The following is a 16,369-nucleotide window of genomic DNA, read 5'->3' on the forward strand; positions in this document are numbered from 1 at the left end:
TTGGATAGTAAAGAATACATATCATCCGGAATTCTAGAATCTTACATTCTAGGTCTTGCTTCTCCCGAGGAAGCAGGTATTTTGGAATGTGTGATGAAGAATAATGCAGAAGTAAAAGCCGCTTTTGAAGAGGCGCAAAAAACTTTCGAATTGCTTGCAACTGCGCAGGCAGTGACACCACCCAACGATTTAAAATCAAAAATCTGGGATAAAATTCAACTTGAACAAAATGTTCCTGATGAAAAACCTGTAGTTCCGATCAATATTGTCGAGCCAAAAGCGGAAATTCAACAATCAGAGCCGGAAATAAAAATTGAGAAAAATAACAGCTGGAAGAACTTCGCAGTTGCTGCCTCTGTTTTATTTTTAGTAAGTATTGGAGGAAATCTTTATTGGATGAATAGCCAGAAAGAAATCAAAAATGAAATTGCTGTTTTAAAATCTGAAAAGCAGTCTCATGACCTTGCAATGCAAAATTTAGAACGAAAATTGCAGGTTACTTCTAATCCGAATATGCTTAAAATTGTTTTGGCAGGTGTAGAAAAACACCCCGAATCCAATGCTGTGGTATATTGGGATAAAACGTCTAAGGATGTTTATTTGACTTCAAATAGCTTGCCAAAAGCTCCTGAAGGAATGCAATATCAATTGTGGGCAATTGCAGACGGAAAACCAGTAAGCGCAGGAATGTATTCTGATGAAAAAGATGCAAAAATAGCTCTTGCCAATATTCCAAATGCGCAGGCTTTTGCTATTACTTTGGAAAAACAGGGTGGAAGTACAGTTCCTACAATGGAAAACATGTATGTAATGGGCGGAGTTTAATTTCCAGCTCTTCTATATCATAAAAAAATCTCTTATCGAAAAAGATAAGAGATTTTATTTTATTCTGCATTGAAAAAATCCCAGATTACTTTTGCTTTAGATTTACCTAAGATTTCTTCTAAAGTTTCGAGATTAGATTCTTTAATTCTTTTTACCGATTTCAGTTTAGATAAGAGCATCTCAATTGTCTTTTCTCCAACACCCGGAATTTCTTCCAGTTCAGATTTTATGGTTGAGTTTTTTCTTCTTGTTCGGTGATGTCTTACTCCAAAACGATGGGCTTCGTCACGTACCTGCTGTAATATCTTCAGTGTTTCAGATTTTTTATCTAAATATAAAGGAATGGGATCTTCGGGAAAGAAAATCTCTTCCAGTCTTTTTGCGATTCCTACGATGGTTATTTTTCCGTAAAGTCCCAGAAGTTTTAAACTTTTTACTGCGGAAGATAATTGCCCTTTTCCACCGTCAATCAGAATTAATTGGGGTAAACTTTCGCCTTCTTCCAACATTCTTTTATAGCGTCTGAAAATGACTTCCTCCATTGTTTTAAAATCATCCGGACCAACAACTGTTTTAGGATGAAAAATTCGATAATCGGCTTTGCTGGCTTTTCCATTTTTGAAAACAACACACGCTGAAACAGGATGGGTTCCCTGAATATTCGAGTTGTCAAAACCTTCAATATGTCTCGGTTCAACGGGCATTCTCAGTAACTTTTGCATTTCTGCCATAATTCTGTTAGAATGCCTTTCGGGATCTACAATCTGCACCTGCTTTAGTTTTTCAATTCTGTATTCTTTAGCATTTTTTTCCGAAAGTTCAACGATTCTTTTCTTATCACCCATTTTAGGAACAATCAGTTTTACATTCGGAATTTCAACACTTAAATGAAAAGGCAGCAAGACTTCTTTAGAATCTGAATTAAATTTCTGACGGATTTCAATTAAAGCTTCTTCCATGATTTCTTCATCGGTTTCCTCAAGCATTTTTTTGATTTCTGTGGTGAAACTTTGGATGATATTTCCGTTTCTTATTTTAAAATAATTGATATATGCAGCGGTTTCATCACTCGTCATCGCAAAAACATCCACGTCATCTATATTTGGGTTTACCACGGTGTGTTTCGCCTGATAATCTTCCAGAATATTCAATCTTTCTTTGATCATCTGAGCATTTTCAAACTGTAAATTTGATGCATATTTAGTCATCTGGTTCATCAGATATTCTTTCGCATACCGGAAATCTCCTTTTATAATTCCTCTAATGGCATTTACTTTTTCATCATAATCTTCTTTGCTTTCAAGACCTTCGCAAGGTCCTTCACAGTTTTTAATGTGAAACTCCAGGCAAACTTTGTATTTTCCTTCCTCAATTTTTGCAGGAGCTAAATTTAAGTTACAGGTACGGAGCTTATAAATATGTTTAATCGTATCCAGTAAAATTTTTGCAGGGCGCACTTTTGCGTAAGGTCCGTAATACTCAGAACCGTCTTTTATTTTATTTCTTGTAAGAAAAATTCTAGGAAAATTTTCATTTTTAATGCAAATCCACGGATAGGTTTTGTCATCTTTCAACATTACATTATAAAAAGGCTGATGTTCTTTTATCAGATTGTTTTCCAATAATAGTGCATCATACTCACTATTAACAATGGTAGTTTCTAAACGGTTGATTTTTCCAACCATAATTCGGGTACGATAACCTGAAAGTGTTTTGTTGAAATAAGAAAGGACTCTTTTCTTTAGGTTTTTTGCCTTTCCAACGTACAGAAGATTTTCATTTTTATCATAATATCGATAAACGCCGGGTTCGGAAGGTAAAGTTTTAAGCTGTAGTTCTAAAGAAGGATTCATAGAACAAATTTAAGCAATTATGATGCACAAAAAAAAGCTGCAGAAATTTCTACAGCTTTATTATGTCTTAAATTTAATTTTATCCGTTGCTCATTTCGGTATATTCGTTAACTAAAAAACTGAAAAATCCCCATTCTACAGATTTTTTAGGATATTTTTTCATGAATTCTGCATTGTCACCGAATAAGAAATCATAATTGTCTTCAAAATCATCTTTGTGAAGCCACATTACTTTCTCTCCTTTTTTTACATAGTAAGATTTTGCAAGTCCGCCACCAAGCTGCATCCCAAATCCTACGGTCATACCCGAAGTTTCTTTTGCTCTCGGATCATTATAAACAGCTATGACGTCACTGAATTCAGGATTAATCAATTGCATCAAAAACTCTTTTTCGTCTTTTTTGTTTTTTAACGAAACGTTTTGGTTGACAAATTGAATTTGACCATCCGGCGTATTTTTACTCAATTTTTTTGTGTTTAAGCTTCTCAGGTTAGTCATGTGTTTACCGACTTTCAAAATTTTTGCCAATTTGGTAGGGTAAATGTACATTTCGCTCACGTTGTCTGCATTGAAAACCATGTGCTTTTTCGTAGCACTGTCTTTTATAGAAATTTCGTAAATCTGACCTTTTTTGGTTTCAATATTATCGCAATATCCTTTGTTAACAGTTCCGTCTTTTGAGATGATGGTTGATATTTTTTTTGTGGATGGGCCAGGAAATCCTTCATTAAAAAGATACTGTTCCATTTTCTTGATTTGATCTTTTGTATATTTTACTTTTTCCTGCGCAAAAGTAGAAATGCTCATTAAAGAAAGAGCCAGTAATAAAGCTTTAAATTTCATATAAATTAGTTTTTAATCGGGGATAAAAATAGTAAAATAAATGACTTACTGCTGAATTATTTTATCCTTCGAAGATGACTTTTTCAATATGCATCAAAATGTGTATTTTTAGGCAAATTTTTAAAAATGATTTACGGTATAGATACTTTCAGTTTTCACGATGTTTTGGAAATCTGTAAGAATCCAAATAAAGCTCAATTAAGTAAGGAGGCGAAAGAACAGATTTTAAAATCTCAGGATAATGTAAGACAGATTGTAGAGTCAGATCGGTGTGTTTATGGTATTAATACAGGATTCGGACCTCTTTGTGATACAAAAATTTCACCTGATGAAACAGCGCAGCTTCAATATAATTTAATTATTTCTCACGCAGTTGGTGTAGGAAAACCTATTGATAAAGAATTTTCAAAAATCATGATGATTGCGAAAGTTCATGCTTTGTCTAAAGGTTTTTCGGGAGTTTCTCTGGAAGTAATTGAGCGTTTTATTGTAATGCTTGAAAAAGACATTATTCCTGTGGTTCCTGAGCAGGGTTCTGTAGGAGCTTCAGGAGATTTGGCGCCGCTTTCACATTTGGTTTTGCCACTTTTAGGTCTCGGACAGGTTTGGGTCGGAAACGAAATATTCGAAACTGCCGAAATTTTAGAAAAAAACAATCTTGAACCATTGGTTTTAGGACCGAAAGAAGGTTTAGGTTTAATTAACGGAACTCAGTTTATTCTGGCTCATGCGATAAAAGGTTTAGAAAAGTTTGAATATCTTCTGGATTTAGCAGATATGACTGCTGCAATGAGCCTGGAAGCTTACAGGGGTTCGTCAAGTCCGTTTAAGAAGGAACTTCATGATATCAGACCATTTGAAGGAAGTAAAAAAGTAGCGGCAAGAATGCTTAAGTTTTTGAAAAATTCTGATAATCTTAAAGCACATGAATATTGCGACAGAGTGCAGGATCCTTACTCTATGAGATGTGTTCCGCAGGTTCACGGAGCAAGTAGAAATGCTTTTGAGCATTTGAAAAAGATGGCAGAAACTGAATTGAATTCTGTGACAGATAATCCGATTGTTTTAAGTGCTGAAGAATCTATTTCGGGAGGAAACTTCCACGGACAATTGATGGCGATGCCTTTGGATTATGCAACTTTAGCAGTGGCGGAATTAGGAAATATTTCAGACAGAAGAAGTTATTTGTTATTGGAAGGAAAGTATGGCTTGCCAAGATTATTAACGGAAAGCTCTGGTTTAAATTCAGGATTTATGATTCCTCAATATACTTCCGCAGCTTTGGTGACAGAGAATAAGACACTTTGTTTCCCGGCTTCTGCAGATTCTATTCCTACAAGTTTAGGTCAGGAAGATCATGTTTCGATGGGAAGTATTTCGGGAAGGAAATTTAATCAGGTACTTGGAAACTTAGTCAATATTTTGGCAGTTGAATTAATGTTTGCTGCACAAGGTTTAGAATTCAGAAGACCTGCTAAATGCTCAAAAATCATTGAAGAAAACTTTGCGATTCTTCGTTCAAAAGTTGATAAACTGGAAGATGACCGATTAATCGGAAAAGATATGTTGGCAATTGCTGAGTTGATTAATGAAAGAAAATTTGTAGTGAATTTTTAATTTAAATATCTCACAGATTAAACAGGTTGAAATGATTTTATTTTCAACGAAATTTGCTAAATCTACGAGAGAAATTTTAACCTAAGTAACATGCAAATCTTTAGAACAGATTCTTCAAATATAGATTTTCAAAATTTAGTTAAGCTTTTAGATGCAGATTTGGCCATTCGTAATGGTGAGAATCATGCGTTTTTTGACCAGTTTAATAAAATTGATATGATTAAAAACTGTATCGTAATTTATGTAGATGAATTTCCTGTTGCTTGTGGAGCTTTCAAAAAGTTTGACTATAAAACGGTTGAAATCAAAAGAATGTATACCAATCCGGAATTCAGAAAAAGAGGTTTGGCAACTGCAATTGTAAAAGAACTTGAAACTTGGGCGAAAGAAATTGGTTATGAGAAAGCTGTATTAGAAAGTTCGTTGGAGCAAAATGAAGCACTTTCAGTCTATGAAAAAAGTGGTTATCATAGAATTCCAAACTATGGTCAATATATTGGAGTTGATGCAAGTGTCTGTTATGAAAAAACTATATAAAATATCAATTGAGTCGGGCTTTAGTCCGACTTTTTTGTGAAAGTAATTTGGCTTATTTGCCATTTCCCACGAACAGCTCCGGAGGAGCGATAGCTTTGTAGGATAATAATAAAACCAACAATTAGAACTCCGTAGGAGTTCAATATTTTATGTAAGAATTATATTTTTACCATTTCTCCGTCAGATATTTCCAATACCGTTTTGGAACATGCTGAATATGAAGCTTGGTATTTTTCCTCTCTTTAATATTTGTTTTGGTAAAATAACTTTGCCACAACGTTTGATATTTTTTTTCTTCCTCGTGAAATTTCTGTTGATACTGGTTTAAATCTAATTTTTCATCTGGATAAAAGAATTCGCAGTTTTCCAGATCATAAAACAAACCGTAATGTCTTCTTAAATCATAAATCATCCATTTTTGGTCGGCGTATCGATCTTTGAAATGTTTTCTTATTAAAGGTAAAACATTAAAATCCGGATCTATTTTGGCAAAATAAATATCGTCCTGCAATTTTTCAAACCGTACAAAAGCGGTCATTCGATGACGTTCTCTGCTGATGGACTTGCATAATTTTGAAACTTTCAAAACGTCGTCATTAGCAAAATTTTTCAGAATATTCTCATTTGGGAATTTTATAGATTGCCTTACAATAGATAAAATCAGCTGTTCCAGTTCGCTGTTTTCAGAAAGATAGACACGAAGTAAATCGTTAATTCCTGATTTTCCAATACTTTTTTCTAATTTATTCAAAACTCGCTCCGATTTTTCCTGTTGTGTAACAACCTCATGGATCTCTGCAAACATATTTTCCTGCTGAAAACTTTCTCTGCTACAAATTTCAACATCTTTATATTTATATTCAAAAACTTCAAATATTGCTGTGAAAAGTCCGTCGAAACTGCCGTCGTAGAGAAGCGTGTTCATTTTTGAGTAGGAGAGTTGTAGAGGGTATTAGTGTTATCCGTGAAAAAATATTCGTGAAATTTGTGTTTAAAATAAAGTCAACTGCTGCGAAAACTGATTCTGAAATTTAGACTGACTTCCGCCAATAATTAATTTTCTTAAATTCAAATCAGTTAAATGTCTTAAAAATATATTTCCATAAGTAAAATCAATGAAATATTTTGCTCGGTTTACAGCAGCTCCCAATTTCTTTAGATGATCAATATTCAAAACCTGAAATTTTCTTGCACTTACAATTTTCTGTGCAGTTTTCACACCAATTCCGGGAATTCTGAGAATCATTTTATAATCAGCAGTTTGAAGATTTACAGGAAACTGATCTAAATGTCGCAAAGCCCAGCTCAATTTCGGATCCACTTCCAGATCCAGAAAAGGCATATTAAAATCTAAAATTTCATCAGCCTTAAAACCATAAAAACGCATCAGCCAATCCGATTGATACAATCTATTTTCCCGTAAAACAGGAACTTCCGCCGTAATTGCAGGTAAACGATTGTCAACGGTTACCGGAATGTAGCCTGAATAATAAACCCTTTTCATTCCGTAATTTTTGTAAAAATGATCGGCAACTTTGATGATTTGCAAATCGTTTTCATTGGTTGCGCCCACAATCATTTGAGTCGATTGTCCTGCAGGAGCAAATTTTGGAGCGCTTCGGATGATTTTTTTCTCGTCTTTATATTGCTGAATTCCTTTTTGAACAATTCTCATCGGCTGAAGCATATCTTCACGGTTTTTATCGGGAGCCAATAATTTCAAACCAGATTCAGTTGGAATTTCCAGGTTAACGGATAATCGGTCTGCATAAAGTGCAGCTTCATTCATCAAATCATCACTCGCTCCGGGAATTGATTTGAGATGAATATAACCGTTGAAATTATGTTCAATTCTCAATTTTTTAGCAACACGAACCAAACGTTCCATCGTGGTATCCGCATCTTTGAAAATTCCTGAACTTAAAAATAATCCTTCAATGTAATTTCTGCGATAAAAACTGATGGTTAAATCAACCACTTCTTCCACCGTAAATGCAGCGCGCTTAATATCATTTGATTTTCTGGAAACGCAATAAATACAGTCGTAAATACAGTGATTGGTCAAAAGAATTTTCAGAAGAGAAACGCAACGACCATCTTCTGTATAAGTATGACAGATTCCGCTCGCCGAGCTGTCACCTAAACCACCGTTATTTTTTCTTTTTCCACCGCTTGAAGAGCATGAAACATCATACTTTGCAGCGTTTGCAAGTATTTCAAGTTTCTCTTTTACACGGTCGAAATTCATTTTATTTTAGGTTTAAAGTATCTGTTTTCTGTAACAAAATTAAGTCCAAAATTGAGAAAAGTCAGTGTTTTTAAAACAAACTTATTCAAACTTTCCAAAGCAAATTTAGTATATTTACGGTCATTAAATTTATGTTATGAATCATAAACCGGTTGAAGGTTTTTCAAAATTAACCAAGCAGGGAAAGATTGACTGGCTGGTCAACGAATATCTCGAAGGAAATCAGGATTATCAAAATATACTCAATCAATATTGGAACGAAAATACAGAATTACAGAAACTTCACGACGAATTTTCTGAAAACACAATTTCCAATTTTTATATGCCTTACGGAATTGCGCCCAATTTTTTAATCAACGGAAAATTGTTTGCTTTGCCAATGGCGGTTGAAGAAAGTTCAGTGGTTGCTGCTGCTTCAAAAGCTGCAAAATTCTGGATCGATAAAGGGGGTTTCAAAACAACTATTATCAATACCGAAAAATTAGGTCATACTCATTTTATCATCGATGTAGAATCTCATAAACTCCAGCATTTTTTTAATTTTAACTTAAAGAAAAAGCTTTTTGAAACTACAGAAGCGATTACAGCCAACATGAGAAATCGTGGCGGTGGAATTTTAGACATAAAATTAGTCGACAAAACGTCTGAAATGCCGAATTATTATCAGTTGAAAGCTAGTTTTGATACGGTAGATTCTATGGGAGCCAACTTTATCAATTCATGTCTGGAGCAGTTTGGTAAAACTTTAAAGCAGGAAATTGCAATCAGTGAAGATTTCACGCAGGACGAGAAAAATTCGTTACAAATTGTAATGAATATTCTTTCAAATTTTACTCCGGATTGTGTCGTAAGAGCTGAAGTTTCCTGTAAAATTGAAGATTTAAAAGACGACAGCGGAATTTCTAATGAAGAATTTGCAAGAAAATTCAAACAGGCCGTAACAATTGCAGAAATTGAACCTTTCCGTGCAACGACGCACAATAAAGGGATTATGAATGGAGTTGATGCAGTTGTCATTGCAACCGGAAATGATTTCAGAGCAACAGAAGCTTGTGCACATGCTTACGCTTCAAAAGACGGAAGATATTCTTCATTAACGCATTGTACAATTGATAACGGAATTTTCAGATTCTGGATTGATCTGCCAATTTCTATAGGAGTTGTTGGTGGTTTAACAAATCTTCATCCTTTGGTAAAATTCTCGTTAGCACTTCTTGGAAAACCTTCAGCTCAGGAATTAATGAGTATTTTGGCAGTTTCTGGTTTGGCTCAGAATTTTGGAGCACTTCGTTCTTTGGTGACAACAGGAATTCAGAAAGGTCATATGAAAATGCATCTTTTGAATATTTTAAATCAAATGGGAGCAACGGAAGATGAGAAACAACATTTCGTAACTTATTTTAAAGATAAAACGGTTTCTCATCATGAGGTTATTAATGAGTTTAACAGATTAAGAGCTCAATAATGTTTGGAATTATTGTCGCTGCTTTAATGTTGGCTTTCGGGGTATTTCTGAAAGTAACAAAAAATCCTGGATTTGCTCAAAATAAGAAATTCGCCTGGATTTTTATAGCAATCGGAGCATTATCATTACTATTTAAGATTATAATTTACAAATGAAAACAATTACTTTAGTATTCGGAGCAGCTTACGGAATGTTATCCGTTATTTTAGGAGCTTTCGGAGCTCATGCTTTAAAGAAAATTTTATCTGTGGAAAGACTGGAAAGCTTTGAAACAGGAGTAAGATATCAAATGTACGCTGCATTCTTTTTATTGATTGTTGGGTATATTTTAAAATTCGACACTTCATCTCAAAAGTGGATTTCCATTTTGATGATTGTAGGAACAATGCTGTTTTCTTTCAGTATTTACGGCTTAAGTTTACAGGATCATTTCGGAATAAATCTTAAATTTTTAGGCCCCATTACACCGCTGGGAGGATTGTTTATGATTTTAAGCTGGTTGATGTTGATTTTTTATTTTGTGAAAAATAGAATGTAATAAAAAAAAATATTTTGAATCATTAAGAAATTTGAGCTTTTAAGAATTAAATCTGATCATAATTTTAAGATTTACTAAAGTGAAAGTTAAGCAATATGATAAAATCAGTTTTTTGATGCTTAAAATTATTAACCTTCATTATTTCATGTTTTTAAAAGAACTTTAAACAAACTATACATTTGGAATATAAATGCATGAAAGGAAACTTGGTGAAAGAATAAATATCATCTTAATTTTTAATCTAATAAACTTGAATTTCCGTGTCTTTTTATTAAATTTGTCAACCTTTAAATATTAAAATAAAATAATAAAAATAATATGAATCTTCACGAGTATCAATCTAAAGAGATTTTATCAAAGTATGGAGTAGCTATCCAACGTGGTTTCGTTGCAAACAACGTAGAAGAAGCTGTAGCAGCTGCTGAGAAATTGACTGCTGAAACCGGAGCTCAGGCTTGGGTTGTAAAAGCACAGATTCACGCAGGTGGTCGTGGTAAAGGTGGTGGTGTAAAGTTTTCTCCAAACATGGATAAACTTAAAGAAAATGCCGGAAACATCATCGGAATGCAGTTGATCACTCCACAAACTTCTGCTGAAGGTAAATTGGTAAACTCTGTATTGGTTGCAGAAGACGTTTATTATCCAGGAGAATCTGAAACTAAAGAATTTTATGTTTCTATTCTTTTAGACAGAGCTGAAGGTAAAAATACAATTGTATATTCTACTGAAGGAGGTATGGATATTGAGCACGTTGCAGAAGTAACACCTCATTTGATTCACAATGAATTAATTGATCCTACTTTAGGTCTTCAGGGTTTCCAGGCTAGAAAAATTGCCTTTAATTTAGGTCTTGAAGGGAATGCTTTTAAAGAATTCACAAAATTCATCACTTCTTTATATAATGCTTATGTAGGAATTGATGCTTCTCTTTTCGAAATCAACCCGGTTTTGAAAACTTCTGATAACAAAATTATCGCGGTAGATGCTAAAGTAACTTTAGATGGTAATTCATTGTTCCGTCACAAGGATCTTGAAGCGCTTAGAGATACAAGAGAAGAAGATCCTATCGATGTTGAAGCTGGTGAAGCTGGTCTTAACTTCGTAAAATTAGACGGTAACGTTGCTTGTATGGTAAACGGAGCTGGTCTTGCAATGGCAACTATGGATATCATCAAATTATCTGGTGGTAACCCTGCAAACTTCTTAGACGTTGGTGGAACTGCAGATGCTGCGAGAGTACAGACTGCTTTCGGAATTATCTTGAGAGATCCAAACGTAAAAGCTATTTTGATCAATATCTTCGGAGGTATTGTAAGATGTGACAGAGTTGCTCAGGGTGTTGTAGACGCTTATCACGCAATGGGAAGCCTTCCTGTTCCATTGATCGTAAGATTACAGGGAACTAATGCTGTGGAAGCTAAAAAATTAATTGACGAAGCCGGATTGCCGATTCACTCTGCAATTACTTTAGAAGAAGCTGCAAATAAAGTAAAAGAAGTTTTAGCTTAATTACTAAGTAAACTTTGAAATATAAAATCCGTTTTCGAAAGAAAGCGGTTTTTTTGTTAAAAAATTATTTTCGTGGTATTTTAATTATTATTTTTATACTAAATTATTTTAAAGAGGATAAAAATATATTAAGACTGTTTAAACTAAAGTTTTGTGTGCTTTTTATACTCATAAACTTTAAATAGTAATATTTAAATCTTTTGCCTCTTTTGTGGTTAAATAAAAGTTTAAATAAGTTTTAAAAAAATCGTCACTAAATATTAATAAATTAAAAAAGTTAAAATTAATGAAAGCAAAAATATTTATTATCTCTTGCCTGTTGATTGCAGGGCAAAGTTTTGGGCAGCAAAATTACTGGTCTAAACGGAAAGACAATAATGTTGAAAGAGGAGAATTAAAACCAAGATGGGTAACTCCTAAAACTTTCTCACTTTATCAGCTAGATTTAGATAAAATAAAATCTGATCTTAAAAATGCGCCACAACGTTTTTCAAACAATGAAAGTTTGATAATTAAATTTCCGGATTCTAATGGTGGAGTTAGGGATTATGTTGTTCAGGAAGCATCTGTTATGGCACCGGAATTACAAGCTCAATTCCCTGAAATAAGATCTTATACCGGTTGGGAAAAAGGAAATCCTTCGAATACCATTCGTTTTAGCTTAACGCCACAAACAGGAATCAGTGTAATGTACTTTGATAATTGGGATGTGAGTTACTTGGATAGTTATACTCAGGATAATTCTTCGTTTATTTTATATAAAAGGAAAGATCTTCCAAAAAATGACCGGCTTTTTGAATGTCATGTTGAAGATCTGTTAGATCAAAATACAGATCAGAATATTTCTGTTCAGAAAAAAGCACCTTTAGTTTCCGACGGACAATTCAGAACTTACAGATTGGCATTGGCTGCAACTGGAGAATATACTACGTACCACGGAGGCATTCCCGGAGCTATGAGTGCAATGGCAACTACGATGACAAGGGTAAATGGTGTGTATGAAAAAACAATTTCTGCTACAATGGTCATGGTAGCAAATAACAGTCTTTTGATTTATACAAACGGCAGTACAGACCCTTACACAAACAATAATGGCTCTACCATGCTGGGCGAAAATATTTCAAATGTAAATAATATTATTGGCTCGGCTAATTACGATATTGGCCACGTTTTCAGTACTGGTGGAGGTGGAGTCGCTTATTTAGGTTCTGTTTGTACTACAAATAAAGCAGGAGGCGTTACAGGTTCCGGAGCTCCGGTCGGTGATCCTTTTGACATTGATTATGTAGCTCATGAAATGGGGCATCAATTTGGAGGATCGCACACTTTCAGAGCAAATACAGGATCTTGTAGTGGTAACGCAAGCACAGCTACAGCATACGAACCGGGAAGCGGAACTACAATTATGGCGTATGCAGGGATCTGTGGATCGAATAATAATGTTCAGAATAATAGCGATCCGTATTTCCATGCGGCAAGTGTAGTTCAAATGTATGCGGTCTTGCAGAGATCTACCGACTGTTCTGCGAAAGTTTCAAATAATAATGGAGTTCCCACAGCAGATGCAGGAGCAGATTATATTATTCCAAAAGGAACTGCGTTCGTTCTAACAGGAATCGGAACTGATCCGAATAATGATCCGATAACTTATTTATGGGAGCAATATAATAATACAAGCAGCACTCAGCCACCGGTTTCTACTGCAACTGTAGGTCCGGTTTACCGCTCATTCCTTCCGTCAGCTTCTCCGATGAGGTACTTCCCCAATATGACATCGGTTTTGGCTAATAATTTGGTTCCGAAATGGGAAGTTACACCGAGTGTTGCAAGAACTTTAAACTTTGCTTTACTGGTAAATGATAATAAAGCAACAGGAAATCAGGCTGCAAATGACGCAATGGTTGTAACGGTTACGAATGACGGGCCTTTCGCAGTAACTTCTCAACCTACAAATGCCTCTTACAGCGCACAAAACCCAATCACAGTAACGTGGGATGTTGCGGGAACAAACACCGGAACAATTAATACTCAAAATGTTACTATTCTTCTGTCAAAAGATAATGGAGCAAATTTTAATACTGTTTTGGCGGCAAGCGTTCCGAATAACGGTTCTGCTGTAGTAAATTTACCTAATGAAAATGTTGCTTCAGCGAGAATTATGGTGAAGGCCGTCGGAAATATTTATTTTGCATTGAATCCTTCAAATTTCTCTATTCAATCGTTCCTTTCTACATCGGAAAGTGCAGTGAAAACTTTTGCAATTTATCCGAATCCTGTGAAAGATGTGATTAATATTAAGTTTAAAAACAAATCAGATCAGGCAAAATATACGATCTATGATATTTCAGGAAAACTGGTAAGTTCAGGAGATTTGAAAGGTGATAATCAAATCAGAACAGACGGATTTTTATCCGGAAATTATATTCTTTCCTTACAAATGAGTAACGGCGAAGTTTACAATGAAAAACTGATTATTAAGAAGTAAGTAATAGTCTTGAAATATAGAATACGGTTGGAGTTATCTGGCCGTATTTTTTTTGATTTATAAAATTAAAAACCATTTAAACAATGTTAAATGGTGCAATTAAAATAAACTTCTCATCAAGGAATTTTGAAATCTGATTCATTTAATTTCAAAAATCGGTATTTTTCTATGATCTCAAAAATTAAGTTAAAATAAATTATTTAAAGCTTTGTACAGAAAAAGGCTTCATGGTTATTAGTTTCATACAAAGATTAGGAATTATTTACTATGAAAAAATACCACTTTGGGCGTATTTTTTATGAAAATTTAACTATTTTTAAGTTTAAATCCGAGTTAATGAAAATCTCTGAAGAAAATCACCCTCTTATTGAGATCTGGAATACTTTTCCCGGGATAAGAGATTTTAACGAAACAGAATTTAAAGTTCCTCCGATAGAAAGAATTATCGGTGAAATGTTTCCGTAGGTGAGTTTTACTATTATGTTTTAAATTTAGCAGATAGCACATTATCAAATCATCACGAAAATATTTTAAAGATGCACGGACTCAAAAAATATCCTTCCCATCTTAAAGAAATCATCGATTTGATTCACCCTGCAGATATTCCTTTTGTTATCAAAGCAGAACAGACAATCGTTGAAAAAATGGTTGAAATCGGAAGTGAACATCAGCGTTTTTTGAAACCAAGCTATTGTTTCAGAATGAAAACAAGAAAAGGAAATTACGAGCTTTTTCATCATCAGGCGATTCATACATTAGAGAATGAAAGTTCGTTTTTGATACAGTCGGTTAATATTCATACAAATATTCAGCATATTACTTCAGAAAATTCGCATATCGTTTTACTTACCGGGATTGGTCCGAGACAGGATTTTTATCAGTTTAAAATTGAACAAAATCTTTTGTCATTGCAGACAGAAGGTGATCATCTTACAAAACGTGAAAATGAAGTTTTATCATTAATTGCTAAAGGATATTCGGGAAGAGAGATTTCTGCTGTTTTGGTGCTTTCCGAGCATACCATTCGTACACACAGAAGAAATATTTTAAAGAAAACCAAGTGCAGAAACAGTAAAGAATTAGTGAAAAAAGCTTTTGATTTAGGATTAATTTAGCAGAGTCTAAATTTAAAAGTGACAAATCTCACCACTTATTTTCGGCTTGAAACTTGTATCTTTATCAGTGATGAAGCAGCATAATTTACAGCCAAGATTTAAAGATTCACCTCATTTTATAGATTTTTGGAAAAAAGGTAACGGAAAACAACTGATTGAATTTTCCGGAGCAGAATTGAGTTTCAAAGACTTTGAAAAATTTTCGCATTTTTATTATCATGTAGATGAAATTGGTGATGAGGTTGTAAAAGATGTCTATTTAACGAGAAAATATACAGAAGCGTCGAGAGAAATCGAACGGTACATCCGAAATGGAGTTTCAGAAAATGAAGATGTTCCTGAAAGTGTCTGGAAATTATTTGCTCAGACTCAGGAAATTCCAGATTGGCTTGATTATGATTTAATTAAAAGCGGTGCAGAATTATGTATGCGAAGCAATCTCGATTCCTTGATTTCACTCAGAGATTACTGTTTAATCGGCGGTTACGATTACGCTTACCTCAACAAACCTTTGATTGCTACCGAAGCCCTGAAAAAAGGTGCAGTAAAAAGACTTTCTGAAACGTTGGATTTTTGGGTCAATGTTACAAGATATAATGCTCTTGAAGTTCATAAAAAAGGCTATGAATTTGCCATTAAAACAAGATTGATTCATTCTTACGCAAGGCTTTCTATCAAAAAGCATTACAAAAACTGGGATGCCGAAAATTGGGGAGAACCCATCAATTCATGGGATATGATGGCAACTTATGTGGGTTTCAGTCTGGTTTTTCTTCACAGTTTACACAAATTGGGAAATACTTTTTCTGAAAAAGAAGAAAAAGGCTTGTTTCATCTTTGGAAGTATGTAGGATATTTGCTGGGAATTCCCGAAAACCTTCTTCCGGACAACAAAAAACAGGCAACAGAATATTTTTATTTATGGACTTCCATTCAGCCACCTTCTGACAAAGATTCTGTTTTGCTGGCACATTCTTTATTGAATGAATCTTTAGAAAATCCTATTTTAAAATATGAGTTTCAGCGAAAAAACCTGCGGTACCTGCATATTTGCTGTACTTGGTTTTTGTTAGGCGATGACGTTTGCAAACGACTGCAGATTCCCGAAGTTCCTTTCAGAAAAGGTTTTCCGATGACTAAAAGAATCATTAATAAAATTTATGATTCCACAGTAAGCCGTGAAGCAAGAATCAAAAAAGGAAACAAAGACCAAATGAAAGTTTTGAAAGACTATTTGAATATCACTCAAAATTCAAATTTTCACTAAGTATATTACTGATTATACATTATTTATTACTCACTTTTTCTGGAGCTATTTCCGGCTTTCACGACT

General features: G+C 34.2%; 14 protein-coding genes. 10 read left to right on the forward strand and 4 right to left on the reverse strand.

What is annotated here, in order from left to right:
- On the forward strand, positions 1-825 hold the full coding sequence (locus ACOOWA_RS09890) for an anti-sigma factor (protein ID WP_421374933.1): 825 nt from the start codon (positions 1-3) through the stop codon (positions 823-825).
- Positions 826-884: 59 nt separating this feature from the next.
- Here the strand turns inward: ACOOWA_RS09890 and uvrC are convergent, their stop codons facing one another.
- Both uvrC and ACOOWA_RS09900 read right to left on the reverse strand, forming a co-directional pair.
- Complete coding sequence (gene uvrC / locus ACOOWA_RS09895; protein WP_421374934.1) at positions 885-2,678, reverse strand: excinuclease ABC subunit UvrC; 1,794 nt, start codon at positions 2,676-2,678, stop codon at positions 885-887.
- A gap of 79 nt (positions 2,679-2,757) precedes the next feature.
- Positions 2,758-3,522 carry a hypothetical protein gene (locus tag ACOOWA_RS09900; RefSeq protein WP_421374935.1) on the reverse strand — a complete coding sequence of 255 codons (765 nt, stop codon included), beginning with the start codon at positions 3,520-3,522 and terminating at the stop codon, positions 2,758-2,760.
- Between the two features lie 126 nt (positions 3,523-3,648).
- On the opposite strand from ACOOWA_RS09900, the gene hutH reads away from it, so the two are divergent.
- Positions 3,649-5,139 (forward strand): histidine ammonia-lyase, encoded by a 1,491-nt coding sequence (gene hutH, locus ACOOWA_RS09905; protein ID WP_421374936.1) that lies wholly within the window; start codon positions 3,649-3,651, stop codon positions 5,137-5,139.
- A gap of 90 nt (positions 5,140-5,229) precedes the next feature.
- Positions 5,230-5,676, forward strand: a complete 447-nt coding sequence (locus ACOOWA_RS09910) for a GNAT family N-acetyltransferase (RefSeq protein ID WP_421374937.1) — start codon at positions 5,230-5,232, stop codon at positions 5,674-5,676.
- A gap of 166 nt (positions 5,677-5,842) precedes the next feature.
- Here the strand turns inward: ACOOWA_RS09910 and ACOOWA_RS09915 are convergent, their stop codons facing one another.
- Positions 5,843-6,601 carry a TIGR03915 family putative DNA repair protein gene (locus ACOOWA_RS09915; RefSeq protein ID WP_421374938.1) on the reverse strand — a complete coding sequence of 253 codons (759 nt, stop codon included), beginning with the start codon at positions 6,599-6,601 and terminating at the stop codon, positions 5,843-5,845.
- Between the two features lie 66 nt (positions 6,602-6,667).
- Positions 6,668-7,924 carry a putative DNA modification/repair radical SAM protein gene (locus ACOOWA_RS09920; protein WP_421374939.1) on the reverse strand — a complete coding sequence of 419 codons (1,257 nt, stop codon included), beginning with the start codon at positions 7,922-7,924 and terminating at the stop codon, positions 6,668-6,670.
- A gap of 136 nt (positions 7,925-8,060) precedes the next feature.
- On the opposite strand from ACOOWA_RS09920, the gene ACOOWA_RS09925 reads away from it, so the two are divergent.
- From ACOOWA_RS09925 to ACOOWA_RS09955, 7 genes are all read left to right on the forward strand, one after another.
- Positions 8,061-9,389, forward strand: coding sequence for a hydroxymethylglutaryl-CoA reductase, degradative (locus ACOOWA_RS09925; protein ID WP_421374940.1), 1,329 nt, complete (start codon positions 8,061-8,063; stop codon positions 9,387-9,389).
- Positions 9,390-9,540: 151 nt separating this feature from the next.
- On the forward strand, positions 9,541-9,927 hold the full coding sequence (locus ACOOWA_RS09930; RefSeq protein WP_421374941.1) for a DUF423 domain-containing protein: 387 nt from the start codon (positions 9,541-9,543) through the stop codon (positions 9,925-9,927).
- Positions 9,928-10,245: 318 nt separating this feature from the next.
- Positions 10,246-11,436, forward strand: a complete 1,191-nt coding sequence (sucC, locus tag ACOOWA_RS09935) for an ADP-forming succinate--CoA ligase subunit beta (protein ID WP_421374942.1) — start codon at positions 10,246-10,248, stop codon at positions 11,434-11,436.
- A gap of 286 nt (positions 11,437-11,722) precedes the next feature.
- Entirely contained in the window at positions 11,723-13,921 is a 2,199-nt protein-coding gene (locus ACOOWA_RS09940) for a reprolysin-like metallopeptidase (protein WP_421374943.1), read from the forward strand.
- A 336-nt stretch (positions 13,922-14,257) separates the two neighbouring features.
- On the forward strand, positions 14,258-14,386 hold the full coding sequence (locus ACOOWA_RS09945) for a hypothetical protein (RefSeq protein WP_421374944.1): 129 nt from the start codon (positions 14,258-14,260) through the stop codon (positions 14,384-14,386).
- Positions 14,387-14,457: 71 nt separating this feature from the next.
- The gene (locus ACOOWA_RS09950) at positions 14,458-15,036 is read left to right on the forward strand and encodes a response regulator transcription factor (RefSeq protein WP_421374945.1); all 579 of its coding nucleotides are present in this window, start codon (positions 14,458-14,460) and stop codon (positions 15,034-15,036) included.
- 70 nt (positions 15,037-15,106) lie between these two features.
- Positions 15,107-16,303 carry an oxygenase MpaB family protein gene (locus tag ACOOWA_RS09955; RefSeq protein WP_421374946.1) on the forward strand — a complete coding sequence of 399 codons (1,197 nt, stop codon included), beginning with the start codon at positions 15,107-15,109 and terminating at the stop codon, positions 16,301-16,303.
- The last annotated feature ends 66 nt before the right edge of the window (positions 16,304-16,369 follow it).

It is taken from the genome of Chryseobacterium sp. GP-SGM7, from assembly GCF_049166575.1.
GTDB lineage: Bacteria > Bacteroidota > Bacteroidia > Flavobacteriales > Weeksellaceae > Chryseobacterium.

Coding starts and splice junctions, on each gene's coding strand:
- ACOOWA_RS09925 (WP_421374940.1), top strand. CDS start 8,061: ATGAATCATAAACCGGTTGAAGGTTTTTCAAAATTAACCAAGCAGGGA.
- ACOOWA_RS09915 (WP_421374938.1), bottom strand. CDS start 6,601: ATGAACACGCTTCTCTACGACGGCAGTTTCGACGGACTTTTCACAGCA.
- sucC (WP_421374942.1), top strand. CDS start 10,246: ATGAATCTTCACGAGTATCAATCTAAAGAGATTTTATCAAAGTATGGA.
- ACOOWA_RS09955 (WP_421374946.1), top strand. CDS start 15,107: ATGAAGCAGCATAATTTACAGCCAAGATTTAAAGATTCACCTCATTTT.
- ACOOWA_RS09900 (WP_421374935.1), bottom strand. CDS start 3,522: ATGAAATTTAAAGCTTTATTACTGGCTCTTTCTTTAATGAGCATTTCT.
- ACOOWA_RS09940 (WP_421374943.1), top strand. CDS start 11,723: ATGAAAGCAAAAATATTTATTATCTCTTGCCTGTTGATTGCAGGGCAA.
- uvrC (WP_421374934.1), bottom strand. CDS start 2,678: ATGAATCCTTCTTTAGAACTACAGCTTAAAACTTTACCTTCCGAACCC.
- ACOOWA_RS09920 (WP_421374939.1), bottom strand. CDS start 7,924: ATGAATTTCGACCGTGTAAAAGAGAAACTTGAAATACTTGCAAACGCT.
- ACOOWA_RS09950 (WP_421374945.1), top strand. CDS start 14,458: ATGCACGGACTCAAAAAATATCCTTCCCATCTTAAAGAAATCATCGAT.
- ACOOWA_RS09930 (WP_421374941.1), top strand. CDS start 9,541: ATGAAAACAATTACTTTAGTATTCGGAGCAGCTTACGGAATGTTATCC.
- ACOOWA_RS09945 (WP_421374944.1), top strand. CDS start 14,258: ATGAAAATCTCTGAAGAAAATCACCCTCTTATTGAGATCTGGAATACT.
- hutH (WP_421374936.1), top strand. CDS start 3,649: ATGATTTACGGTATAGATACTTTCAGTTTTCACGATGTTTTGGAAATC.
- ACOOWA_RS09910 (WP_421374937.1), top strand. CDS start 5,230: ATGCAAATCTTTAGAACAGATTCTTCAAATATAGATTTTCAAAATTTA.